The 23,671-nt window shown below is 75.8% G+C and carries 20 protein-coding genes, 1 tRNA gene and 1 other RNA gene; 11 read left to right on the top strand and 11 right to left on the bottom strand.

The window, feature by feature from the left end; genetic code table 11:
• Positions 1–50 precede the first annotated feature (50 nt).
• The gene (locus tag J3473_RS06270; RefSeq protein WP_207022364.1) at positions 51–746 is read right to left on the bottom strand and encodes a 1-acyl-sn-glycerol-3-phosphate acyltransferase; all 696 of its coding nucleotides are present in this window, start codon (positions 744–746) and stop codon (positions 51–53) included.
• Positions 743–2,944, bottom strand: coding sequence for a DNA polymerase III subunit gamma and tau (locus J3473_RS06265; protein WP_207022363.1), 2,202 nt, complete (start codon positions 2,942–2,944; stop codon positions 743–745). Before J3473_RS06265 ends, J3473_RS06270 begins: the two co-directional genes overlap by 4 nt.
• Positions 2,945–3,029: 85 nt before the next feature.
• Between J3473_RS06265 and J3473_RS06260 the strand changes: the two genes are divergently transcribed.
• The 3 genes from J3473_RS06260 to J3473_RS06250 are packed head-to-tail and all read left to right on the top strand — an operon-like array spanning position 3,030 to position 5,986.
• Entirely contained in the window at positions 3,030–3,674 is a 645-nt protein-coding gene (locus J3473_RS06260) for an ABC transporter ATP-binding protein (RefSeq protein WP_242525715.1), read from the top strand.
• Positions 3,671–5,119, top strand: coding sequence for a hypothetical protein (locus J3473_RS06255; protein ID WP_207022361.1), 1,449 nt, complete (start codon positions 3,671–3,673; stop codon positions 5,117–5,119). The genes J3473_RS06260 and J3473_RS06255 overlap by 4 nt, the downstream gene beginning before the upstream one ends.
• A gap of 36 nt (positions 5,120–5,155) precedes the next feature.
• Positions 5,156–5,986, top strand: coding sequence for a DsbA family oxidoreductase (locus J3473_RS06250; protein ID WP_207022360.1), 831 nt, complete (start codon positions 5,156–5,158; stop codon positions 5,984–5,986).
• A gap of 22 nt (positions 5,987–6,008) precedes the next feature.
• Here the strand turns inward: J3473_RS06250 and ffs are convergent.
• An RNA gene (gene ffs, locus J3473_RS06245) (signal recognition particle sRNA small type) lies at positions 6,009–6,105 on the bottom strand.
• A gap of 211 nt (positions 6,106–6,316) precedes the next feature.
• Here ffs and J3473_RS06240 point away from each other — a divergent pair.
• From J3473_RS06240 to J3473_RS06230, 3 genes are all read left to right on the top strand, one after another.
• Positions 6,317–7,678, top strand: a complete 1,362-nt coding sequence (locus J3473_RS06240) for an MFS transporter (RefSeq protein ID WP_207022359.1) — start codon at positions 6,317–6,319, stop codon at positions 7,676–7,678.
• A gap of 255 nt (positions 7,679–7,933) precedes the next feature.
• The gene (locus J3473_RS06235; protein ID WP_207022358.1) at positions 7,934–9,058 is read left to right on the top strand and encodes a ScyD/ScyE family protein; all 1,125 of its coding nucleotides are present in this window, start codon (positions 7,934–7,936) and stop codon (positions 9,056–9,058) included.
• 129 nt (positions 9,059–9,187) lie between these two features.
• Positions 9,188–9,652 carry a DUF3817 domain-containing protein gene (locus J3473_RS06230; RefSeq protein WP_036828659.1) on the top strand — a complete coding sequence of 155 codons (465 nt, stop codon included), beginning with the start codon at positions 9,188–9,190 and terminating at the stop codon, positions 9,650–9,652.
• 4 nt (positions 9,653–9,656) lie between these two features.
• On the opposite strand, the gene J3473_RS06225 is transcribed toward J3473_RS06230, so the two are convergent.
• Together J3473_RS06225 and J3473_RS06220 are read right to left on the bottom strand one after the other, a co-directional pair.
• Entirely contained in the window at positions 9,657–10,424 is a 768-nt protein-coding gene (locus tag J3473_RS06225; RefSeq protein WP_207022357.1) for a hypothetical protein, read from the bottom strand.
• The gene (locus tag J3473_RS06220) at positions 10,421–11,239 is read right to left on the bottom strand and encodes a hypothetical protein (RefSeq protein ID WP_207022356.1); all 819 of its coding nucleotides are present in this window, start codon (positions 11,237–11,239) and stop codon (positions 10,421–10,423) included. The genes J3473_RS06225 and J3473_RS06220 overlap by 4 nt, the downstream gene beginning before the upstream one ends.
• 101 nt (positions 11,240–11,340) lie before the next feature.
• On the opposite strand from J3473_RS06220, the gene J3473_RS06215 reads away from it, so the two are divergent.
• The 5 genes from J3473_RS06215 (at position 11,341) to J3473_RS06195 (ending at position 17,259) form a co-directional block, all read left to right on the top strand.
• Positions 11,341–11,428, top strand: a tRNA-Ser gene (locus J3473_RS06215).
• Positions 11,429–11,685: 257 nt separating this feature from the next.
• The gene (locus J3473_RS06210) at positions 11,686–12,405 is read left to right on the top strand and encodes a hemerythrin domain-containing protein (RefSeq protein WP_207022355.1); all 720 of its coding nucleotides are present in this window, start codon (positions 11,686–11,688) and stop codon (positions 12,403–12,405) included.
• On the top strand, positions 12,402–13,340 hold the full coding sequence (locus J3473_RS06205) for a GNAT family N-acetyltransferase (protein ID WP_207022354.1): 939 nt from the start codon (positions 12,402–12,404) through the stop codon (positions 13,338–13,340). The genes J3473_RS06210 and J3473_RS06205 overlap by 4 nt, the downstream gene beginning before the upstream one ends.
• Before the next feature lie 56 nt (positions 13,341–13,396).
• The gene (locus J3473_RS06200) at positions 13,397–14,077 is read left to right on the top strand and encodes a hypothetical protein (protein ID WP_207022353.1); all 681 of its coding nucleotides are present in this window, start codon (positions 13,397–13,399) and stop codon (positions 14,075–14,077) included.
• 8 nt (positions 14,078–14,085) lie between these two features.
• Positions 14,086–17,259, top strand: a complete 3,174-nt coding sequence (locus J3473_RS06195) for an AfsR/SARP family transcriptional regulator (protein ID WP_207022352.1) — start codon at positions 14,086–14,088, stop codon at positions 17,257–17,259.
• Between the two features lie 128 nt (positions 17,260–17,387).
• On the opposite strand, the gene J3473_RS06190 is transcribed toward J3473_RS06195, so the two are convergent.
• From J3473_RS06190 to murQ, 6 genes are all read right to left on the bottom strand, one after another.
• Positions 17,388–18,473: a hypothetical protein gene (locus J3473_RS06190; RefSeq protein WP_207022351.1), complete on the bottom strand. Its 1,086-nt coding sequence runs from the start codon at positions 18,471–18,473 to the stop codon at positions 17,388–17,390.
• 14 nt (positions 18,474–18,487) lie between these two features.
• Positions 18,488–19,420, bottom strand: coding sequence for a BadF/BadG/BcrA/BcrD ATPase family protein (locus J3473_RS06185; protein WP_207022350.1), 933 nt, complete (start codon positions 19,418–19,420; stop codon positions 18,488–18,490).
• A 13-nt stretch (positions 19,421–19,433) separates the two neighbouring features.
• The gene (locus J3473_RS06180) at positions 19,434–20,369 is read right to left on the bottom strand and encodes a carbohydrate ABC transporter permease (protein WP_084696521.1); all 936 of its coding nucleotides are present in this window, start codon (positions 20,367–20,369) and stop codon (positions 19,434–19,436) included.
• On the bottom strand, positions 20,366–21,265 hold the full coding sequence (locus tag J3473_RS06175; protein WP_036828654.1) for a carbohydrate ABC transporter permease: 900 nt from the start codon (positions 21,263–21,265) through the stop codon (positions 20,366–20,368). Before J3473_RS06175 ends, J3473_RS06180 begins: the two co-directional genes overlap by 4 nt.
• A 97-nt stretch (positions 21,266–21,362) precedes the next feature.
• Positions 21,363–22,655 carry an ABC transporter substrate-binding protein gene (locus tag J3473_RS06170; RefSeq protein WP_207022349.1) on the bottom strand — a complete coding sequence of 431 codons (1,293 nt, stop codon included), beginning with the start codon at positions 22,653–22,655 and terminating at the stop codon, positions 21,363–21,365.
• Positions 22,652–23,650 (bottom strand): N-acetylmuramic acid 6-phosphate etherase, encoded by a 999-nt coding sequence (gene murQ / locus J3473_RS06165; protein WP_207022348.1) that lies wholly within the window; start codon positions 23,648–23,650, stop codon positions 22,652–22,654. The genes J3473_RS06170 and murQ overlap by 4 nt, the downstream gene beginning before the upstream one ends.
• Positions 23,651–23,671 lie beyond the last annotated feature (21 nt).

The raw sequence follows: 23,671 nt of genomic DNA, 5'->3' as shown, positions 1-23,671 counted from the left end.
TACCTCCCCCCAGTATGCGCCGGACCCGTCCGACCGGTGCGGGGCGGGCCTCAGATGCCGACGGCGGCGCCGGTGCTCTCGGGCGGGAGCTCGTTGTGGGTGTCGGCGCGCTCCTGGCCCGTGAGGCCGGCGATGGCGTCCATCACCGCGTCGGTCATCAGGCGGCGTGCCTTGCCGGCCGGAAGGTCGGCGTACGGCTCGGGGTCGATGGGCGGGCCGAACGAGACGCGGACCTTCGCCCGCCGGGGGAAGCTGCTGCCGACCGGCTGGACCTCGTCGGTGCCGACGAGGCCGACGGGGACGACCGGCACGCCGGCCGTCAGCGCCAACCAGGCGACCCCGGTGCGGCCCTTGTAGAGCCGGCCGTCGCGCGAGCGCGTGCCCTCGGGGTAGATGCCGAAGGCCCGCCCGGCGCGCAGCACCTCGAGCGCGGCGTCGAGCGACTCCTGCGCCGCGCGCGAGGAGTGCCGGTCGACGGGGATCGCCTCGATGGCCTCGAAGAAGCCGCGCCGCACGGCGCCGCCGAGGCCGGGCCCGGTGAAGTAGTCGGACTTCGCGAGGAAGCTGACCGGCCGCGGAGCGACGATCGGGATGGCGAAGGAGTCGATGAACGACAGGTGGTTCGACGCGAGGACGACGCCGCCGGTGCGCGGCACGTGGTGGGTGCCGGTGACCGTCGGGCGCCACACCAGCTTGGCCGTCGGTGCGACGACGAGGTGACCGGCCCGGTAGGCGACCCGGCTCACCGGTCGTGCTCCTGGATGACCGTGCCGCCGAGGATGCGCTCGACGACGGGCACGCCGACGTCGGAGAGGTCGTCGATCGACTCGTCGTCGTCGCTGATGGCGGTGTCGTCGACGACGTGCTGCTGCGCGACGACCTCCTGCTCGGACTCGGCCGCCACCGTGGCCCTGGCCTGCTCGAGCGGGCTGGCCCACGACGGAGCGGACTCCGGCGGCGGCGGGGCGTCGGACCAGCTCGGCGCCTCGGACCGGGGACCCGGGCCGGAGGCCACCCCCATCTCGGCCGGCGACGGGCCGCGGTCGCGTGTCGGCGTGGACGGCGAGGGGCCGTCCTGGTGCGAGGTCGCGGAGGGGTGCGAGGGCTCCGGGCCCGGGTCCGGAGGCGGCGGGACGTCGGCGGGCTCGGGGACGGGGGCCACCTGGACGTCGCCGGGACGGCCCTCGACCTTGGCGTCGACGCCGAGGACGTCGATGAGCGCCTGGCGCACGTACTCGGCGTGCGCCCCGCGACGGAAGGTCTCGGCGAGCCCACTCGTCGAGATCGCGAGCATGACGCGCACGCCGTCGTACTCGACGACCTGGGCGTTCTGCGAGACGAAGGTCCACGTGACGCGCTTGTGCCGGCTCAGCCAGTCGAGGACGTCGGGCCACGAGCGGCGGATCGCGTCGGTATCGAGGCCCCCGGGGCCGCGGCGCTCGGCCACGGAGGCGGCAGGGGCCTGCTGCGGCGGCGGGGCGGGCGCCGTCTGCGGCGGGGCGGACGCCTGCTGCGGCGGTGCCGGCCGGTCCGCCGGCGGCTGCGCCGACGGGGTGGGCGGCTGCTGCTGGGTCGGCGGGGGCGTGGGGGCCTCGCGCTCGGCGGCCGGCGGGGCCGGGTCCGGGCGCTCGGGGGCGGCCTCCGGCTCCGCAGGGACGGACGACGGCGCGGCCGGGGCCGGCGACGGGGCGGCCGGCGCCTCACCGACCGGTGCCGGGGCGGGCGCCGGGGCCTGCGCGACCGGGGCGGGGGCAGCGGGCGCCGCCGCGGCCGTCGGGACGCCCCCGACGTCGAGGCGGCGCTCGAGGCGGTCGATGCGTGCCGCGTAGCCCGACTCCCCCGCGGCGCCGGGCAGGAGGATGCGGGCCGCGAGCAGCTCGAGCTGGAGGCGCGGCGCCGTCGCGCCCGTCATCTCGGTGAGGCCGGCGTTGGCGACGTCGGCGGCCCGCGAGAGGGACCCCGCACCGAAGGCGGCGGCCTGCCGGCGCATCCGCTCGAGCTGGTCCTCGGGGACGTGCCGCAGCACCTGGGCGGCGCCCTCGCGCATCGCCTCGACGACGATGAGGTCGCGCAGCCGCTCGAGGAGGTCCTCGACGAAGCGGCGCGGGTCCAGGCCGGTCTCGACGACCCGGTCGATGGCCCGGAAGACCGCCGCCGCGTCGCCGGCCGCGAAGGCCTCGACGGTGGCGTCGAGCAGCTCGCCGTCGGTGAACCCGAGCAGCGCCGCGGCCGACTCGTAGGTCAGCCCGGCGTCGCCGGAGCCGGCCATCAGCTGGTCGAGGACCGAGAGCGAGTCGCGAACCGAGCCGCCGCCCGCGCGGACGACGAACGACAGGACGCCCGGCGCGACGGCGACACCCTCGCGCGCGCAGAGCTCCTCCATGTAGGACTGCAGCCGGGCCGGCGGCACGAGCCGGAACGGGTAGTGGTGGGTGCGGGAGCGGATCGTGCCGATGACCTTCTCGGGCTCGGTCGTCGCGAAGACGAACTTCACGTGCTCCGGCGGCTCCTCGACGATCTTGAGCAGGGCGTTGAAGCCCTGCGGCGTCACCATGTGCGCTTCGTCGATGATGTAGATCTTGAAGCGGCTCTGCGCCGGGCCGTACGAGGCCCGCTCGCGCAGGTCGCGGGCGTCGTCGACACCACCGTGGCTCGCGGCGTCGATCTCGATGACGTCGACGGTGCCGGGCCCGCCGCGCGCGAGCGCCACGCAGGAGTCGCACGTCCCGCACGGCTCGGGGGTCGGCCCCTGCTCGCAGTTGAGGCAGCGGGCGAGGATGCGCGCGCTCGTCGTCTTGCCACAGCCGCGTGGGCCTGAGAACAGGTACGCGTGCCCGACCCGCCCCGTCCGCAGCGCCTGCATGAGGGGCTCGGTCACGTGCTCCTGCCCGATGACGTCGACGAACGTCTCGGGCCGGTAGCGGCGGTAGAGGGCGGTGCTCACCCGGACGACCCTAGCCGTCGGCGCGGACACCGGGAACGCCCGTCCCGAGGCGTGTGGACGGCCCGCGGGTGAGAGGGTGAGGCCCGTGACCGGAACCCGCGTGGAGGTCCGCGACGCCTCGAAGGACATCGACGGCGCCGTCCTCCTGCACCCCACGTCCTTCGCCGTCGACGCCGGCTCCTGCGTCGTCCTGCGCGGCCCGAACGGGGCCGGCAAGACGACCGCGCTGCGGCTCGTCGCCGGGCTCACCTCGCCCTCGACCGGCACCGTCACGCTCGACGGCGAGCCGGCCGACGAGCGCCGGTCCGCCACCCGCGAGGCGGTCGCCGCGCTGCTCGGCACCCCGGCCGGCTGGCGCGACCTCACCCTCGTCGACCACCTGACCCTCGTCGACGCCTCGTGGGGCCGCGACCCCGCGACCTGCCACGAGCGGGTCCTCGCCGCGCTCGACGAGGTCGGCATCGGACACCTCCCCGACCGCTTCCCGCACGAGCTGTCGTCGGGGCAGACGCAGCTGTTCCACCTCGCGCTGACGCTCTTCCGCCCGGCCCGCCTCCTCGTCCTCGACGAGCCGGAGCAGCGTCTCGACACCGACCGCCGGATGCTCCTCGCCGGTCTCCTGCGTGCCCGCCGCGACGCCGGCACGACCATCCTCCTGGCCTGCCACGACCCGGCCGTCACGGAGGCGGTGGCCGACGGCGTCGTCGACATCGACCCGGAGCACCGGTGACCCACGCGTCGGGGCACGACGGGCCCGTCGGCACCGACCGCGAGCGTCTCGCGGACGTCCAGCACGTCCTCCACGGCGAGGAGGGCTCGGGCTCGTGGCGCTCGCTGCTCTACACGCTCTACGTCGTCGCGCTGCTCAGCGGCATCTACGGCTTCACCGTGCTGCGGGGCGTCGTCGAGGTCGCGGACCTGCCGGCCCGCGGTGTCTCGCTCGGCCCGACGTCCGGGGTCGGCGCCCTCGTCCTCGGCGGCGTCGCGGCCCTCGTCGTCGTCCTCGCGCTCCTGGCCCACGCGACCGGCCGGCGGCGCGGCCCGGTGACGCCCGACCTGCCCTGGCTCGACCACGTCGCGACCGGGCCCGCCGACCGCCGGCTCGTCCTGCGCGAGGCCTGGCGGCTGCCGGCCACGGGCCTGCTCGTCGGCGGCACGCTCGTGGCGTCGGTGCTCGGCGCCGCGGTCTGGGGCGGCGGGGCGGCCGGCCCCGCGGCCGCGGTCACCGGCCTCGCGGTCGGGGTGCTCGGGTCGACGACGGTGCTCCTCGCCTGGCTGGCCGGCCAGCTCGCGGCCGACGACCACGCCGGGATGCGCACCGGCGCCGCCCTGCGCACGGCGGCGCGCCCCGGGACGGCGCTGCGGGCGCTCGGCCTCGACGGGCTGCGGGCGCACAGCGCGCGTTCCGCCCGCCTCGGCGGCGGGGTCCTCGCCGGCGACCCGCGGGCGATCCGGCTCGAGGCCGCCTCCCCCGTCCGCCGCGGCCGGACCTGGCGGCTGCGCTCGCGCGGCCCGGTGCGGACGGTGCTCGCCCGCGACCTCCTCGGCCTGCGACGCCAGCCGTTCCTCGTCGTCGGCAGCGCCGTCCTGCTCCTCGCGGCCGGGGTCGCGCTCGGCGCCGTCGTCGCGGGGCGCCCGGGCAACATCGTCCCCGCGGCCCTCTGCGCGCTGCTGTTCCACCTCGGGGCCGGGCCGGTCGCGGAGGGCCTGCGCCTCCTCGGGGACACCCTCGGGGCGCCACGCCTGCTCGGCGGCTCCGTGACGCGGGAGGCGGTGGCGCACACCGCTGCCCCGGCCGCCCTCGTCCTCGTCGTCGCGGTCCCGGCCGCCGGCGTCACCGCCGGGCTGCTCGCGGGTGGGGTGGCCGCGGCGACGGCCGCGCTCGTCACGACCTCGGTCGGCGCCGTCGTGCTCGGGTCGCAGTGGCTGGCCGCCTTCCGGGTGATGCCGCCCTCGTTCGCCTTCCTCCCCGACGTCGGCCCGCAGGTGCTCCTCGCGTGGCTCGCCGTGCCGCTGCTCGTGTCCGCCGGGGCCGGGGTCGTCGTCGTCCAGACCCTCCTCGCGGCGACCGCCGGCGTACCGCTCGCCGCGGCGTCGGCCGCGCTCGCGGTGGTCGTCGTGTGGCTGCGCGCGCACGGCGTCCTGGGCCGCGCGTCCTCCGCCCACCGGGACTGAGCCCCGACCGTCAGGAGCGTGACCTACCCTCGGGGGGTGCGCATCGACGTCTGGTCCGACATCCTCTGCCCGTTCTGCCACCTGGGACGGCGCCACCTCGAGCTCGCCCTCGAGCAGTTCGAGCACGCCGACGAGGTGGGGGTCGTCTGGCACAGCTTCCAGCTCGACCGCAACGCGGCGGCCGTCGACGCCACCCCGCAGGTCGACCGCATCGCCGAGAAGTACGGCACGCCGCGCGAGCAGATGGTCGCGCAGCACGAGCAGATGGCCCGCGACGCGGCCGAGGTGGGTCTCGACTTCGCGTGGGAGCGCCTCGTCGGCGGCAACTCCTACGACGCCCACCGCCTGCTGCACCTCGCGCGCTCGCGCGACCTCGAGCAGCCGGTGACCGACCGCGTCCTGCGCGCCTGGTACTCCGAGGGCGCCGCGATCGGCGACCACGAGACCCTCGTCCGTCTCGGTGTCGAGGGCGGCCTCGACGAGCAGGCAGTCCGCGACCTGCTCGCCTCCGACGACTTCGGCATCGACGTCCGCACCGACGAGGCGCTCGCCGGCCAGATCGGCATCACCTCCGTGCCGACGTTCGTCCTCGACCAGAAGTACGGCGTCACCGGCGCCCAGCCCGTCGAGGTCCTCCTCCAGGCGATCCGCCAGGTCTGGGACCTCCAGGGCACCGAGCCCGAGATGCCCGCCGCCGGTGGCGGCTGCGGTGGTGGGTGCTGCGGCGGCGCGTGCGGCAGCGGCGGCGCCGCCGAGGCCGAGACGGCGCAGCCCGAAGCCACCGGCTGCGGGTGCGGTGCGGGGGGCTGTGGCGGGGTCTGCGGCCCCGACGAGCACGCCGTACAGGCCGAGCCCGCCACGCGCTGACCTCGCGCGGGGCGTCCCCGGACACGAGGACACCCCGCGTACCTGGAAGAGCCCACCTGCCCTTGCTGCATTCCTGCCCTGGGGGAGTTCAGTGGGGTACCACCACGCGGGGTGCCGGGCACGATCGTACGGGGTGAGCCGCGTCGGGCGGTAATCCCGGGGTGGCCTCACCCGCCCCGCCGGCCCGACGGCGCGTCGACGGCGCCGACGACCGCACCCCGTCGTCCCGCCGTCCGTGCTCGGGGGTGGCTCCCCGCACCACTCTCCTCGTCGAGATGTGTCCGTCACGCACGCCCCCCTCGACCGCGGACATCCCTACGGTTGCGGCTCATGTCCGACACCGTCGTCAGTCCCGCCGGCTCCGCGTCCCCGACGCCGACCCGCAGCAACATCGTCAAGATCGTCTTCGCCAGCGTCGTCGGCACCGCCGTCGAGTGGTACGACTTCTTCCTCTACGGCTCCGCCGCGGCCCTCGTCTTCGGCAGCCTGTTCTTCCCCGACAGCGACCCGCTGACCGGCACGCTCCTCGCGTTCGGCACCTACGCCCTCGGCTTCGTCGCCCGCCCGCTCGGCGGTGTCGTCTTCGGCCACTACGGGGACCGCGTCGGGCGCAAGAAGATGCTCGTCATCTCGCTGCTCATGATGGGCGGCGCGACCGTCGCGATCGGCCTCCTGCCGACCTACGCGACGATCGGCATCGCGGCGCCGCTGCTGCTGCTCCTGTGCCGCCTGGTCCAGGGCTTCGCGGTCGGCGGCGAGTGGGGCGGCGCGGTCCTCATGGTGGCCGAGCACGGCAAGGACGAGCACCGCGGCTTCTGGTCGAGCTGGCCGCAGGCCGGTGTGCCCTTCGGCAACCTCCTCGCGACGGGTGTCCTCTGGCTGCTCTCGGTCTTCCAGTCCGACGCCGCGTTCAACGCCTGGGGCTGGCGCATCCCGTTCCTCCTCTCGGCCGTCATGGTCCTCATCGGCCTCTGGGTGCGCGTCAGCCTCGAGGAGTCCCCCGTCTTCGCCGAGGCCAAGGCCGAGATCGAGTCCTCGGAGAAGGCCCATCTGCCGATCCTCGAGGTCCTGCGCCGCTACCCGCGTGAGGTCCTCCTCGCGATGGGCATGCGGATGACCGAGAACATCAGCTACTACATCTTCACGATCGTCGTCATCACCTACGTGACGACCTACCTCGGCGCGCAGAAGGGCGTCGTCCTCGGGGCGCTGCTCGCCGGCGCGGCGATGCAGTCGGTCCTCATCCCGGCCATCGGGGCCCTCTCGGACAAGGTCGGCCGCCGGCCGCTCTACCTCGTCGGCGCCGTCGGCGTCGGCGTCTGGGGCTTCGTCTACTTCGGGATGATCGACAGCCTGAGCGGGCCGCAGATCATGCTCGCGACGCTCGTCGGCCTGTTCTTCCACGCGCTGATGTACTCGCCGCAGGCCGCGTTCTTCTCGGAGCTCTTCGGCACCTCGGTGCGCTACACCGGCGCGTCGGTCGGCTACCAGCTCGCGTCGATCCTCGCCGGTGCGCTGGCACCGATCATCGCCCTGCAGCTCCTCGGCTCGACCGACGAGAAGAACACCGGTGCGGTCGCCGTCTACCTCGCCGTGGCAGCGGCGATCACCGTCGTCTCCGTCCTCCTCGCCAAGGAGACCAAGGCGACCTCGCTGCGGCACGACCGGGTGCTCGACGGGGCCCGCGACTGACCCCACCCCCTCCGCACGACCCCACGGACCCGGTCCGAGCCGACGCTCGGGCCGGGTCCGGCGTCTGCCCGGCATGGCTCGATCGGGCCATTGACCGGCGGCGCCGCCGGCCGGAAGCATGACCGCCGGCGCCTCACCGTGACCCGCAGGACCGGGGTCACCACCGCGGCGGCCGAGGGGGACCACCCACCTGCGCCGTCGCCCAGCACCGCCCACCGCGCGACCAGGGGGCCGCGCACCGCAGGGAGACCACGCATGACCAGACCCACCAGGATGCTCGCCGCGGTCGCGGCCGCGAGCGCGTTCCTCCTCGTCCCACCGACCGCCGCGTCGGCCCACGGAGGGCACCCCACGCCCCACCCGGTCCCGCGCTCGGACCAGCTCGCCGCCCCGTTCAACATCGACACCTCGGGCGGATCGGTGCTCGTCGCCGACGGCGGGCCCGGCCTCGTCGGGCGGCTCCAGCGCGACGGGTCGATCACGCCCATCGCGACCGAGCAGCCCGGGGCCTCCGGCATCGCCCGTTCCCGGGACGGCAAGCGGATCGCGTGGACGACGACGGTCACCGACTTCTCGACGTTCGAGAACTCCGAGAGCGGCCTGACCATCCGGGACGCCCGCGGCCGGACGACGTACGCCGACACCCACGCCTTCGAGGTCGCGAAGAACCCCGACTCGCGCATCCACTACGGGGTGCGCAACCCGAGCCAGTGCGTCACCGACGCCTTCACGGCGGCGCAGTTCCCGGTGTCCTACACCGGCGGCGTCGACTCGCACGCCTACTCGGTCGCCGCGACCCGCAGCGGCTGGGTGGTCGCCGACGCCGGCGCCAACGCCCTGTTCACGGTGACGAACAGCGGGCGCATCCGCACCCTCGCCGTGCTCCCGGCGCAGCCGACGACCTTCACGGCCGAGATGACCGCCGCGCTCGGCCTGCCCGACTGCGTCGTCGGCGTGACGTACCGGTTCGAGTCGGTGCCGACCGACGTCGAGGTCGGCCGGGACGGGATGCTCTACGTGACGACCCTGCCGGGCGGCCCGGAGTCGCCGGTCCTCGGCGCGCGGGGCTCGGTCTACCGCGTCGACCCGCGCACCGGCGAGGTGTGCCTCGTCGCGCGCGGCCTCCTCGGCGCGACCAACCTCGCGCTCGGGTCGCACGGCGAGATCTATGTCGCCGAGCTCTTCGCCGGACGCATCTCGGTGGTCCGCCACGGGAAGGTCCGGCCCTACCTCGACCTGCCCGGGGTCGTGGCCGTCGAGTCGGGCCGCAACGGCTCGCTGTGGGCCGCGACGCTCGGCAACGAGGACCCGCCGGCGCCCGGCACGATCGTGCAGATCTACGACGGGAAGAAGCACTGGCGCGGCTCCTGGAAGGGCTGAGCCACCCTCCACCGCAGGGCGGGTCGTCGTCGCGACCCGCCCTGCGGCGCGTCGTCGGCCGCCCCGGTCGCAGCGCTCCCAGCATCGTCACGGAGGATGGTGGCGCCCCCGCCACGACCCGAGGACGACATGACCCCCGCGACCCTGTACCCCGCGCTCGCCCGCACCGAGGCCGTCACCTGGGGCCTGCTGCTGCTCGGCATGGTGCTCAAGTACGTCACCCGGACGACCGAGCTCGGGGTCGCCGTCTTCGGGCTCGTCCACGGCGTCGTGTTCCTCGCCTACGTGCTCGTCACGGTCGTCGTCGCCCTCGACCAGCGCTGGTCGCGCCGGATGACCGCCCTCGCGCTCGTCGCGGCGCTGCCGCCGTTCGCGACCCTCTGGGTCGAGCGGCGCGTGGAGCGCAGCGGCCGCCTCGCGACGTCGTGGCGGCTCGCCCCCGGCGGCGACCGCCCGGCGCACGTGCTCGAGCGCGTGCTCGCTCGGGCCCTGTCGCGCCCGGTGCTCGCCGCGGTGGTCGGCGGGGCGCTCGTGCTCGTGGCGACGGCCGCGCTGCTCGTCGTCGGCCCGCCCGGAGGACGCGCCGGCGCCTGAGCGGCTAGAAAGACACCCCGGCCCCGAGGAGGCGCCGCACGCCCGCGACGACGAGCGGGACCGCCACCGAGAGCACGAACCCGAGGCCGAAGCCCGCCCAGCCGCCGAGCCGGCGCAGACCCTCGGGGTGGTGGCGCCGTCGCGTCACGAGCTCGAGGACGGCGAAGGCCCAGACCCCGAGCGGCACGGCCGCGCCGCACACCCACAACCAGAACCACCGGGTCCCCCAGCGCGGCGGCGGACCGGCGACGACGAGCCCGAGCACCCCAAGCGCGACGAGCGCCGGGAGGACGCCCCGCACCGGGTCGGGGTCGCCGACCTGCGAGGAGACCCCGCCCGTCCTGGAGCGCACCTCGGCGAGGAGCGCCTCGGGGCCGGACGTCGCCCGGACGTCGACGAGCCGCAGCGGGCCGACGAGGTCGGTCGTCCGGTAGGCCAGGGCGGTGCCGCCGCCGTCCGGTGCGCCGTCGCCGTGGACCGTCCACGTCGTCGAGTCCCAGAGGCGCGACCCGAAGCCGCCGCCGTCCTCCCGGACGTCCTCGACGAGGGTCGCGGCCACGACGCGCCCCTGCGCGAGGTCGAGCTGCAGCCGGTCGACGTCCACGGTCCGGACGGCGCCCGCCCACGCGAGGACCGACCAGGCCGTCGTGGCGACGAGGACGAGCAGCCCGGCCGCGAGACGCAGGACCTGCGGCGACGGACGTCGCGGGAGCAGCACGCGCCGGGCGAGCTCCGGCGCCCCGGGTGACCCGGGGGTGGTCTGCGCGCTCACGGCCGGACGACCCAGAGCCAGTGGGTGGCGTCGGCCAGCGCCGTGAGGAGCCCGGTCACGAGCAGGCCCCCCGCCACCGCGAGCAGCAGCCCGGTCCCTCCGCCCCGGCGTGGGCGCTGCCCTGCCGCGATGGCGGGGCCGGGCCGCAGCAGCTCGAGGACCGCGAAGAAGAGCATCCCGAGGCCGAGGGGGAGGAAGAGCAGCCAGCCCCAGAACCAGCGGGTCCCGCGTGTGGGCCGGGGCCCGACGACGACCGCCACGAGGGTGAACGCGAAGAGCGCCGCGCCCAGGAGCACCGGCACGTCGGTGCTGACCCCCGGTGTCTCGGGTGGCTCGACCCGCCCGGCTGCCGCGGGGATCCCGGCCGTCCGTAGGGCCGTGAGCGCCTCGCCCTCGGTGTCCAGGGTGGTCGAGGGGTCGACGACCCGGGTCGGCGACAGCACCGAGTCGACGGTGTACTGCACCGTGCGCGCTCCCGGGACGGAGGGGCTGTCGGGGTCCGGGGTGCCGTCGAGCCGGGCACCCGGCACGTTGAGCATCGGTTCGCTCGCCCAGGGCAGGTCGCGGTAGGAACCGGTGACGGCGACGACGCGCCAGTCGAGAACCCGCCCGGCCGCGACGTCGTCACGCAGTCGGTCGGGAGTGACCAGGCTCGTCGTGACCATCGCGGTGCTCACGAGGCACGCCGCCCACAGCAGCACGAGGACCGCCCCGTACACCCGGTCGCTGCGGCGGGGCGGGCGCGGTGACCCGTCGTCGGGCGGTGTCCAGGCGCCCCGTGGTGACCGCGTCGCGACCTTCGCCCCCTCGTCCATGCCCGGATGATGGCAGCGCCGCCGCCGGCTGTCGACCGCTCCTGCGGGTGTGCGCAGCCCCGATTTCTGGTGCACCCCCGCCCTCGGGTAGCCTCCTCGGCGGAGGATTCGCATAGTGGCCTAGTGCGCACGATTGGAAATCGTGTTGGGATAAAACCCTCGGGGGTTCAAATCCCCCATCCTCCGCCACCAGGAACCCCCCGGTCGCTCGCGACCGGGGGGTTCCTCGTTGCTCTCCCCCGGTCGAGGTGAAACCCGACCGCCAGAGGGTCTCTTGTCACCTCGACCCGCCGGCGCATCCCCGCGTCGAGGTGAAACCCGACCGCGAGGGGGTCCCCTTTCACCTCGAACCGGGCGCGGCAGCATCCGCCCCGTGGCCAGCTGCAAGCCATTCGCAAGCGGGCGGGTCCACCGTCGTCGGGACACGTCCCACGAGAGGAACCCCGATGACCGTCTCGCCCGCGAGCGCCCCCACCCCCGTCTTCCCCGGCCAGGCCGCAGCCCCCGAGGGCCCCTGCGACCTGACCGGCATGTACCTCATGCACCACGCCTTCCGGCGCGACCTGCGCCGGTTCGTCGAGGCCACCGCGACCACCTCGCCCGGGGAGCGCGACCGGTGGCAGGCGATGCAGCGGTGGTGGCGTCACGTCGACTCCTTCCTCGAGGAGCACCACACGAAGGAGGACGAGATCCTCTGGCCGGCGCTGCGGGCCCGCGTCGACGCGGGAGGGGCGGCCGTCCTCGACGCGATGGAGGAGGAGCACGGCCGCATCGACCCGCTGCTGCTCACCGCTCGGGACGGCCTGGAGGCGCTTGCGGCGGGCACGGGCGACGCGGCCCGCCGGCGGGAGACGGCCGAGGCCTTCACCGCCCTCGCCGGCCTCCTCGACACCCACCTCGCCCACGAGGAGCGCGACGCCGTCGCGCTCGTCCAGCGCCACCTGACGGCCGCCGAGTGGGCCACCCTGGAGAAGGCCGGTCTGGCCGCCAAGCCGCCGCCGGCCGCGCTGCTCTTCATGCTGCCGTGGGTCGCCGACGGCCTGCGTCCGGTCGACCTCGCCCCGCTGCTGTCCGGCCCGGCGGCGGCGCCGCTGCGCCTGCTGATGCGCCTCGGGCGCGGTCGCTACCAGCGGCTGGCCGACCGCGCCTTCGCGGGCGCCCGGTGACCCCGCCGACCCCGGCCGCGACCCCCGTCCCCCTCCCCCGCGCCGAGTCCCTGCCCGGCCTGACGACGCGACCGCTGCACCACACGGACGCGGCGGCGGTCCACGCCGTCGTCGCCGCGGAGGAGGTGGCCGACACCGGCCGGTGCGGGCTCGCCGTCGAGGACCTCGTCGCGGACTGGGCCCGCCCCGGCGCCGACCTCCCGGGACGCACCCTCGCCTATCTCGACGGCGGGCGGCTCGTCGGCTTCGCCGAGCTGGCCGGTCCGGGTCGCGCCGACGCCGGGGTGCTCCCGAGCCACCACGGCCGCGGCATCGGGACCGCCCTCGCGCGCTGGCTGCGCGAGCGGGCGCGGGCCGAGGGCGCGACGCACCTCGGGACCCAGGTGCCCCGCGACGGCGCGGCGGACCGGTTCCTCGCCGGGCTCGGCTACGGGGTGCGCTGGACCGCCTGGGACCTCGCCCTCCCGCCCGGGGTGTCGGTCCCGGCCCGTCCGCTGCCGCCGGGATGGACGCTGCACGACGCCGACGACGCCGCGCTCGTCGACGCCTGGCGCGTCGTCGAGGAGGCGTTCTCCGAGTGGGGGCCCCGCGAGCCGGTGCCGCTGGAGGACTTCCGCGCCCGGGTCCGCGCCCGGCCGGGGGCGGCCCCCTGGAACCTGCGGGTCGCGCGCGACGCCGCGGGCGCCGTCCGCGGCGCGGCGCACGTCGTGCTCGCCGGCGACGAGGCCCACGTGGCCCGCCTCGCCGTCGCCGCGGACGCGCGCGGACGCGGTGTCGGCCAGGCGCTGCTCGCCGACGCGCTCACCTGCGCGACGGCCCACGGCGCGCGCCGCTCCACGCTCTCGACGGACAGCCGCGGCAGCGCGCGCTCCCTCTACGAACGCGTCGGGATGGTCGTCGAGTCGACCTGGGTCCAGCGCGTGGTCGAGCTGTGAGCGGCGTGCAGGACGGCCGCAAGCGCGGTGCAAGCGGCCCCCGGGACGGTGGTCCCATGACCACCACGACACTGTTCCGCGGCTCGGCCTGGTGCCTCGTCGCCTCGTTCGTCCTCAGCCTCGCCGGCGGGGTGCTCCACCCCATCGTCGACGGCGCCTCCCACTCCGTGGACTCGATGCTCGCGCCGCTCTCCCCCGAGGCGCAGCTCCTCATCTACGCCGGCGCGATCCTCCTCATGCTCGGCCTGCCGGGCGTCTACCTCTGGTTCCGCGAGCCGCTTGGCCGGCTGGGCTTCGCCGGGCTCCTCCTCTACTTCGTCGGCAACGCGCTGAGCGCGCAGTCGCACCTCGTCGTCGAGGCGTTCGTCGGGCCGACCCTCGCGGCCGACCCCGGGGCGCGCCACCTCGTCACCGACGACGGCTCGATCGTCACGTCCGGGTCGTTCGTCGCGCTCCAGGTCGTCGGGGGGCTGGTCCTCGTCGGCGGGATGCTCGTCACGGGGGTGGCGCTCGTCCGGGGACGTGGCCTGCCGACGTGGCTCGGCGCGTTCCTCGTCCTCGGCGCGCTCGCGACCTTCGTGCCGCTGCCGGAGGTGCCGGTGCTGACGGGCCTGCTCATCGAGGTGCCGCGCGGGCTGACCGTCGCGGTCCTCGGGGTCATGATGCTGCGGTCGCTGCGGGCCCGCCCGGGGGCGGCCGTCGGCCACACTGTTCGCCACCCGTCCCTCACGAGCTGATCGGACCCATGCTGCGCGTCGAGTGCCTCGGCACGGTCCGGGCGCGGGCCGCCGGCCACCCCCTCGACCTGGGTGGCCGGCGGCAGCGCTCGGTCCTCGCCGTGCTCGTCACCGCCCGCGGTCGCACGGTCGCCGCCGACACCTTCGCCGAGGAGGTCTGGGCCGGCGAGCCCCCGCCGAGCGCGTCGAGCGCCCTCCAGGCGTACGTCAGCCGGCTGCGGACGCTGCTGGAGCCGGAGCGCCGACCGCGCGAGCCGGCGCGCGTCATCGTCTCCTCCCCACCGGGGTACGCGCTCGCGCTGCCCGACGAGGCCGTCGACACCTGGCAGGTCACCTCCCTCGTCCGCCGGGCCGGGGAGGCGGACGACGCGGCCGCGGTCGGGCTCGTCGACCAGGCGCTCGGCCTCTGGGTCGACGAGCCGTTCGCCGAGTTCGCCGACGAGCCGTGGGCGCGCGACGAGGTCGCCCGGCTCGTCGGGCTGCGGGCCCACGCGGTCGAGCTGCGCGCCGCCGCCGCGCTGCGCCTCGGCCGCGTCGCCGAGACCGTCGCCGACCTCGACCTGCACGTCCGCCGCCACCCCCTGCGCGAGTCCGGGGTCGCGCTGCACGCCCGGGCGCTCTACGCCGCCGGGCGGCAGGCGGACGCCCTGGCCGCGATCGGCGACCTGCGCCGCCGCCTCGACGACGAGCTCGGGGTGCGCCCCGGGCCAGAGGTCGCCGCCCTCGAGGTCGACGTCCTCGCGCACGCCGAGCACCTGAGGCCGCCCGCCCAAGCCGCCCCGGTGGTGCTCGCGCCCGCACCGGAGGCGGTGCCGTCCGACGACTCGCTCGTCGGGCGCGACGACGAGACGGCACGGCTGCTGACGGCGGTGCGGCGGGTGCTCGCGAGCGGCCGCCCCGGCGCCGTGTGGGTCGAGGGCGACGCCGGCATCGGCAAGTCGGCCCTGCTCGACGCGGTCTGCGACGCGCTCCTCGCGGACGACGACCCGCCGCGCGTCGTGCGGGCCCGCTGCCCGGAGGTGTCCGGAGCGCCCGCCGGCGTGCTGTGGGACGCCGTGCTCCCCCGCCCGGAGGGCACCGACCGCCTCGGCTACCCGCTCGCCGACGCCGTCACGGAGGCGGTGGGCCCCGGCCCCGTCGTCGTCGCCCTCGAGGACCTGCACCGGGCCGACGACCTCAGCCTCCAGGTGCTGCGCCACCTCGTGCAGACCGCCGAGGCACCGGTCGCGGTGCTCGGGACCTTCCGCGCCGACGAGGTCGGACCACACCTGACGGCGACCCTGGCCGTCACCGTCGACCGCACCGCCGAGCGGCTCTGGCTGCGCGGCCTGCCGGACGACCGCGCGCGCCTGCTGCTGCGCCGGAACGTGACCACCCCTCTCCCGGAACGGGTCTGGCGACGCCTGCTCGACCGCGCGGCGGGCAACCCGCTCTTCCTGCGGCAGCTCGGGCGCCTGGTCTCCGCAGAGGGAGCCGCCGCCGGCGAGCGCCTGCCGCACGGCGTCCGCGAGCTCCTCCGTCGGCGCGTCGAGCGCCTGCCCCCCGCCACGGTCGAGGTCCTCGGGCGCGCGGCCGTGCTCGGGCGCGACGTCGACGTCGACGTGCTCGTCGCCCTCGAGGAGGAGTGGTCGGGGCTCGCGGAACCGGAGGTCCTCGACCACCTCGACGCCGGGCTCGTCGCCGGGCTGCTCGAGGTGCAGGCCGACGGACGGCTCGCCTTCGGGCACGTGCTCGTCCGCGACACCCTCGAGGACACGGTCCCGCCGCTGCGCCGGCGCCGGGTGCACCGGACCGCCCTCGAGGTGCTGCACCGGCTGCGGCCCGACGCCGTCGAGCAGCTGGCCCGGCACGCCTCGGCGTCCCTCGACACGCGGACGGCGGCCGCCGCGCTCCCGGTCCTGCTCGAGGCCGCCGACCGGGGCGACGACGCCGGTGCGGTCCGGCACCTGCGCGAGGCCCTGCGAGCCCTGGACCTGCTCGGCGCACCTCGCGTCGAGCGGACGGCGGTCCGGCTGCCGCTCGTCGCGGCGCTCGCACGCTCCGGCGACACCCTCGCGGCACGCTCGGAGCGGGCGGTCGCCGTCGCCGAGGCACGCTCGGACGGGAGCGTGCTCGACGTCGCGCGCGCCTGGGCCTGGCCGGCCCCCCTGCTGTGGTCGCGCCGCGCGGCCGAGGACCCCGCGGAGGCGGCGCTCGTCGAGATCGACGACGTGCTGCGGCAGGTCCTGGAGCTGCCGCCCGGCCCCGAGCGCGACGCCCTCGTCGTCGAGCTGCGCTGCGCCGAGGCGCTCGAGAGCGACCCCGGCGACACCCGCCGCGTCGTCGCCGCGTCGGCGGCCGCGCTCGAGGTGGCCGACCGGCTCGGCGACCCGCTGCTCGTGTGCCGCGCCCTCAACGCGGCCTACCTCGGCACCTTCGCCCACCCGACCGACCACCTCGCGGGGACGGCCAGCCGGCTCGTCGAGGCCGCCCGCGCGGCCCGGCGCCTCGACTACGAGGCGGTCGGCCACTTCATGCTCCACTCGGCCGCGCTCGGCGAGGGCGACCTCGGTCGCGCCCGGCGGCACGCGCAGGACGCCCTCCGGGTGAGCACCCAGGGGCAGCTGTCCGAGATGCTCCTCGTCGACGCCGTCCTCGGGGCGACGACCGCGCTGCTCGACGGCGACGCGGAGGCCGCGCGCCGGCGGTTCGAGGAGGTGTGCGCCCAGATCACGGCGTCCGGCGACCCCAACGGGCCGCAGATCGAGCTCTGGGCACGCTTCTCGGTCGAGTTCGTCGTCGGCGACACCTCGGGCCTGCTGCCCCGGGTGCGGGCGATGGAGCCCCGGCTGCCCGTCGAGCTCAACGACCTCCTCGTCTGCGCGCTGCTCGACGCCGGCGACACCGACGCCGCCCGGGCGGCCTGGCGACCGGAGGACTGGCAGCGCGACGCGACGTGGCTCTTCCGGACGGCGGTGCGGGCGTGGATCGCGGTCCGGCTCGCCCACACCGACGTCGCCCGCCGCTGCCACGCCGACCTCCTGCCGTGGTCCGGGCAGGTGGTCCGCACGCTCAACGGCGCGCTCGTCCTCGGCCCGGTCGACCACTACCTCGGGCTGCTCGCCCCGCTCGTCGGCGTGCCCCCGCCCGCGCCCGCCGCGGGGACACCCGTGGGTCGGCTCGTCCCGGCCCGCCGCGCCTGACCCCGGTCGAGGTGAAAGCCGACCGCCAGAGGGTCCCCTTTCACCTCGACCCACGCGGGGCAGCATCCGGTTGAGGTGAAATCCGACTGCCAGAGGGTCCCTCTTCACCTCGACGCGCGGGCCGGCGCTCAGGCGAGGGGCAGGCGCTCCGCGACCCCGGTGCGCTCGTCGTGCAGCTCGACGAGGCGCTGCTCGTCCGGCCCCGGCACCGGCCCCGACGCGCTGACCAGACGGCAGACCGCGTACGAGCCGACCGCGGCCTCGTAGGTGTCGACCCAGCGCAGGTACCGGCGCTCCTCGGCGTCGTCGCGACACGGCCAGGGCACGGTCAGCGCGGCCTGCCCGATGCGGAACGGCTTGGGGGTCAGGCGGGCCCGGTAGCTGGCGTGCGTCGCGCAGAGCTCGACGTACAACGGGTCCGACTCGAGCTCCATCAGCAGCGCCCGGGCCTCGGGCGACTGCGGCGCCAGCCCGGCGCCGGTGACGACGACGCGCAGCCCGGCCGCCGTCCGGTAGACCCGCACCCCGAGCCCGGGATGGCGGCGCCCGAACTCCCACGCGTTCTCGGCGGCCAGGCAGTCGGCCACCGACGGCCCGCCCGGACCGGTGGCGGTGACGACCCGGCCCTCCTCGCCGGGCGGGTCGGGGTAGGCCTCGTACCCCGACGCGCCGGAGGACGACGACGCGCTCCCCGCCGGCCCGGCGACCGGCTCGGGGCCGTCGAGCCCGGCCGCGTCCTCGCCGGAGGGCTCCATCGGGGTGGGGTCCGGGCGGCCGAGCACGAGCCGGCGCAGGAAACCCCCGACCCCGCGGCCCCGGTCGCCTGCCGTCGACTGCGTCGCGCGACGCCGGGCGGCCGGGCGCTCGTCGGCGAGCTCGGGGCAGTCGACGTCGGCGATGAGGAGCAGGTCGGTGCAGAGGACCTCGCAGCCCATCCGGTTGCGGGTGACGACCCCGATGAGCCGGCCGTCGTCGGCGCGGACCTCCTCGAGGACGGGCTCGCGCAGCGGCGTGCGCGGGTAGTAGCCGCGCGTCTCGGGCAGGCGCCCCTCGCGCGCGACCCGCTCGAGGAGCTCGGCGAGCCGCTCGCGGCCCACCCGCTCGGCGTCCGCGTCGGACTCGGTCGACCAGCCCCACACCGTCAGCGGCGCGCCGGACCGCCCGAGGTGGGGGCTGAAGCCCTCGACCCGGACCCAGTGCTGCGGGATCTCCATGGCGCGAGAGTCTGTCAGGCGCCGGCGAGGTGCACGTACTGCGGATGCCGCGGCAGCCCACCGTCCGCGTCGAGCCGCGCGGCGAGCACGAGCGCGCCGTCGAGCGCGCCCCCGGCGGCCGTCTCGACCCGTGCACCGGCGGCGGCCACGACGGCCTCGACCTCGCGCCGCACCGCGGGGGCCGACAGCAGCCCGCCCGTCGCCACGAGCCGCGGCCGCGCGAGCCCGGCGGCGGCGGCGAGCAGCGACTCCCCGAGCGCGTGCCCGGCGGCGACGCAGACCCCGGCGGCGACGACGTCACCGGCGCCGGCGGCCGCGGTCACGAGCGGGGCCACGGAGGCGAGGGCCTCGGGTGCGTCGGCAGCGGTCATGACCCGACGCGGCCATCCCTGGCACGGCCCGAGCAGGTCCTCCGCGGCGGCGAGCAGCCCGGACGAGCCACCACCCACGCCGTCCCGCGACCGCAGCGCGGCGCGCAGGCCCTCCATCCCCACCCAGGCCGCCGACCCGCGGTCGCCGAGGACGTGGCCCCAGCCGTCGACCCGCGTCCAGTGCGCCGAGAAGTCCGAACCGAAGGCCACGGCCCCGGTCCCGGCCGCGACGACCGCACCGGGCACGACCTCGCCGAGGGCGCCGACGAGGCTCGCGACCGCGTCGCTGACGACGGCCGTCCGCCGGGCGCGCAGGGCGGCCGCGACCGCGCGCAGCACCTCGGCCGGGTCGGCGAGGAAGAGCAGCCCGCGCGTCGACCAGCAGACGGCCTCCGGGGCGTCGACCCCCTCGGCGTCGAGGAGCACCCGGGCGTCGGCGGCCAGCGCGGCGACGTCGAGGCCACCGGCGCCGACCCGCGCCCCGGCGGCCTGCCGCCGCTCCCCGTCGACGCCGTCGCGGCGCACGACGAGCCGCAGCCCGCTCCCCCCGACGTCGACCGCCACGACCGTGCTCACGGCCGTGAGCCGATCACTTGGCCATGCCCGCCGTCAACCCGGCGACGATCTGCTTGGTGGCGACGAGGAAGAGCACGATGAGCGGGATGGTCGTGATGACGAGCCCCGCGAAGACGGCCGCGTAGTTCGTCGCGTTCTCGCCGAAGAACGTCGTGAGGCCGACCGGCAGCGTGTACTTGTCCTGCGTGCGCAGGAGGACGAGGGGGAAGAGGAAGTCGTTCCAGATGGGGACGAACCGGAAGACCGCGACGGTCGCGACCGCCGGGCGCACGAGCGGCACCATGATCCGCCAGAAGGTCTGCCACGCGGTGGCGCCGTCGAGCGTCGCCGCCTCCTCGAGCTCGGCGGGCAGCTGCCGGAAGAACGTCGTGAGCACGAAGATCGAGAACGGGACGCCCGAGGCGCCGTACATCAGCGCGAGCCCGAGCCGGGAGTCGATGAGCCCCGCGCCGTCGAAGAGGTAGAAGATCGGCAGGATCGCGAGATGGATCGGGAGCATGAGACCCGACAGGAAGAGCGACTCGAGCCACCGGAAGATGCGCGAGCGACCCCGGGCGAGCGCGTACGCCGCCATCGTCGAGACGGTCGTCGACAGCAGCACCGCGCCGAGCGTCACGAGCAGGCTGTTGCCGAAGTACGTGGCGAAGTTGCCTGCGGTCCAAGCCTCCCGGTACGCGTCGAACGACAGAGGCCAGGGCGCGCCGAGCGGGTCGGAGATGAGGTCGCCGTTGCTGCGGAAGGAGCTGCTGAGCATGAGCAGCAGCGGGACGAGCGCGAACGCGGCGTAGACCCACAGCAGCACGCTCGCCGTGCGGCCGCCGACCGGCTTCTGCCGGCCGCGGGTCCCCCGACGCCCGGACGGGCCCTTCGGGGCGAGGACGCCGTCGGGGGTGCTCGTCACGTCGGTGCGCTCGTCGGCGGCACCGATGCCGGCGGGGACGACGCTCATCCGGTGATTCCCTTCTCGTGGCGGCGCAGGACCGCGGTGGCGCCGAACGCCCCTCCGAAGATGAGGAGGAAGAGCAGCGTCGCGAGGGCCGACGAGGTGCCGATGGCGTCGGTCGAGCCGGAGTCGAACGCGGTGCGGTAGAAGAGGAGCGAGAGGAAGTCGGTCGAGCCGGCCGGGTTGCCGGTCGAGCCGCCGAAGGCGTACGGCAGCGCGAACGCCTCCATCGCGAAGATGAACGTCAGGACGCTCACCGTGCCGATGGCCGGGACGAGGAGCGGGAGGACGACCCGGCGGAACGCCTGCCCGTTGGAGGCGCCGTCGACGCGCGCGGCCTCGGTCAGCTCGTCGGGCACGCCGCCGAGCGCCGCCCCGTAGAGCAGCACGGGGAAGCCGATCCACTGCCAGACGCTCACGAGGATGACGACCCACAGCGCGGTGTCGGGGTCGCCGAGCCAGGGCAGGGCCCACGACTCGAGGCCGACCTTGGTCAGCAGCGTGTTGACCGGCCCGAAGGTCGGCGAGAGCAGCAGCGTCCAGAGGTAGCCGATGACGATCGGGCTCACGAGGTAGGGCATCGCGTAGAGCGTCTGGAGCGCGCGACGGGTGCGGGCCCGGCGGTGCAGGAGGAAGGCGACCGTGAGGCCGATCGTGTTCTGCACGAGCATCGTCCCGACGAAGAAGAGGACGTTGTGCCACAGGGCGCGCGGCAGGTCGGTGGTGAAGGGGGCGCGGGTGAACAGCGCCGTGAAGTTCTCGAGGCCGACGAAGCCCTGGCGCGCCGTGCCCGCCCAGCCGTAGAAGGCGTAGGAGAACGAGGTGACCATCGGGTAGAGGACGAAGACCCCGAACAGGGCGAGGGCCGGGGTGACGAAGAGCAGTCCGGTGCGTCGGTTCATGGTCTTCCGGGGTGGAGGTCGGGGTGGGGTGGCCGACCGGCTCGCCCGGCGACCGACGCGGTGCACGCGCCGGTCGCCGGGGCCGGGGTCGGGTGGCTCAGCTCGTCGGCTCGAACCAGGTCATGACGCCCTCGTTGAGCTCGGTGCTCACCGTCTTGGCGTCCTTGCTGCCGAGGAACAGCTCCTGGGTGCCCTTGCCGAGCAGGTCGGTGCCCGAGGGCGAGCCGTACCGGAAGTCGGTGAGCAGCAGGTACGGCGAGCCGTTCGCGTCGAGGTTCGCGGCGACGTCCTTGAGGACCGGGTCGGAGTAGGTGACCCCGGGGACGGCCGAGATCTGCTTGATGTCGTCGGCGACCATCTGGCCGAACTCCGGCGTGGCCATCCACTGGACGAGCTTCGTGGCGGCCTCCTTGCGGGGCGACTTGGCGTTGACGGCGAAGTTGCCGTCGGCCCAGCCCGCGGTCGTCGCCTCCGAGCCGCTCGGGGCCCCCGGCGCCGGGGGCACCTGGAAGACACCGAGGTCCATCTCGGGGTTGGCGGTCTGCAGCGCGGCGAGGTCGTAGGAGCCGCCGGGGTACATCGCGGCCTTGCCGGAGGAGAACAACGTCATCGCGTCGGTGACGGCGACACCGGTGACGCTCTTCGGCATGTACTTCTCGAGGCCCTTGAGCACGTCGACCGAGGCGACGAAGTCGGGGTCGGTGAAGTCCTTCTCGCCGGACTGGACCGACTTCTGGAACGCGGCCCCGCCGAAGCGGCTCGCGCCGAGGACCTCGTGGACGATCGGGAGGGTCCAGTCGTCCTTGGCGCCGACGGCGAGCGGGGTGATGCCCTTGCCGAGCAGCGTGTCGTTGACCGACATGAACTGGTCCCAGGTGGTGGGGACCTGGATCCCGTTGTCCGCGAACATCTTCTTGTCATAGAAGAGGACCGTGGCCTGGCGGGCGAGCGGCACCGAGTAGAGCTTGCCGTCCTCCTTGCCCTTGGCGCCGGCGACGATGTTCTCGTCCCACGCCGAGAGGTCGACCGCGTCGTCGAGCGGCACCAGCGAGCCGGAGGCGACGGTCGTCTGGAGGCCACCGTAGGAGCGGACCTGCGGCACGTCCGGGCCGTCGGAGCCGGCGAGGCCGGTCGCGAGGATCTTGTTGTACTCGGTCGCCTTGAACGGCTTGAAGTCGACGGTCACGCCCGGGTTCTTCGCCTCGTAGGCGTCGAAGATCTTCTCGTACGCGGCCTTGTCCTCGACGCGCCAGGACCATACGGTCAGCGTCGTCGAGTCGCCGTCGGCGCCACCGTCGCCCGAGGACGACGAGGGCGCGCACGCCGCGAGGGCGAGGAGGCCGGCGCCCACCACGAGGGCGGTGCCGGTCCTGCGGGAACGGAAGGTCATGCGGGGTCTCCTGTCGGGACGTGGGCCGGGGGCCGTGGGGTGCTGCTGTCGGTGATGGCGGACGGGGTGCCCGGGGCGGGCACGGGGCCCGGGACGGGGAGGGCGGCGAGGGCGTGCGCGACCGATCCCTCGGCGGCCGCGAGGGCGCGCCGGGCGGTCGCGGCGTCGACGCCGGCGAGGAGGGCGACGAGGGCGGGCTTCAGCTCGCCGTCGCAGGCCTCGAGGGCGCCGCGGGCCTCGTCGTCGCCCGCCCCCGTGGCCTCGCGCAGGATGCGCACGACGCGCCCCCGCAGCTTCGCGTTCGTCGCGACGACGTCGACCATGAGGTTGGACCACGTGCGCCCGAGCCGGATCATCACGGCGGTCGAGAAGGCGTTGAGGACGAGCTTCTGGGCGGTGCCGGCCTTGAGGCGCGTCGAGCCGGTGATGACCTCCGGGCCGGTGTCGACCGCGAGGCAGTGGTCGGCGAGCGGGCCGAGCTCCGGCGACGGGTTCGCGGTGACGAGCGCGGTGACGGCGCCCCGCTCGCGGGCGAGCCGGAGGGCCCCGGCGACGTACGGCGTGCGGCCGGACGCGGTGAGCCCGACGACGACGTCCCCGGCGGCGACGTCGTCGAGGTCGGCGGCGCCCTGGTCGGCGTCGTCCTCGACGTTCTCGACGGCGCGCAGCAGGGCCGCCGGGCCACCGGCGTGGTGGGCGACGACGAGCCCGGGCGGGGCGTTGAAGGTCGGCAGCAGCTCGGCGGCGTCGAGGACCGCGAGCCGCCCTGAGGTGCCGGCGCCGACGTAGTGCACCGTGCCGCCGGCCCGCACCGCCGTCACGGCGGCGTCGACGAGGGCGGCGAGCTGCGGCAGCACCTCGGCCACCGCGGGCGCGACCCGGGCGTCCTCGGCGTTGAGCAGCCGCAGCACCTCGAGGGTGCCCAGGGCGTCGATGCCGACGGTGCCGGGGTGACGCTCCTCGGTGGGGGCCAGGACGGTCGCCTCGGTGATCACGGCGGCGATGTTACTTTCCTA

This window comes from Phycicoccus sp. DTK01, from assembly GCF_017312765.1.
GTDB classification, from domain to species: Bacteria; Actinomycetota; Actinomycetes; order Actinomycetales; family Dermatophilaceae; genus Phycicoccus; species Phycicoccus jejuensis.
This window is presented reverse-complemented; position numbering and strand designations above follow the sequence as displayed.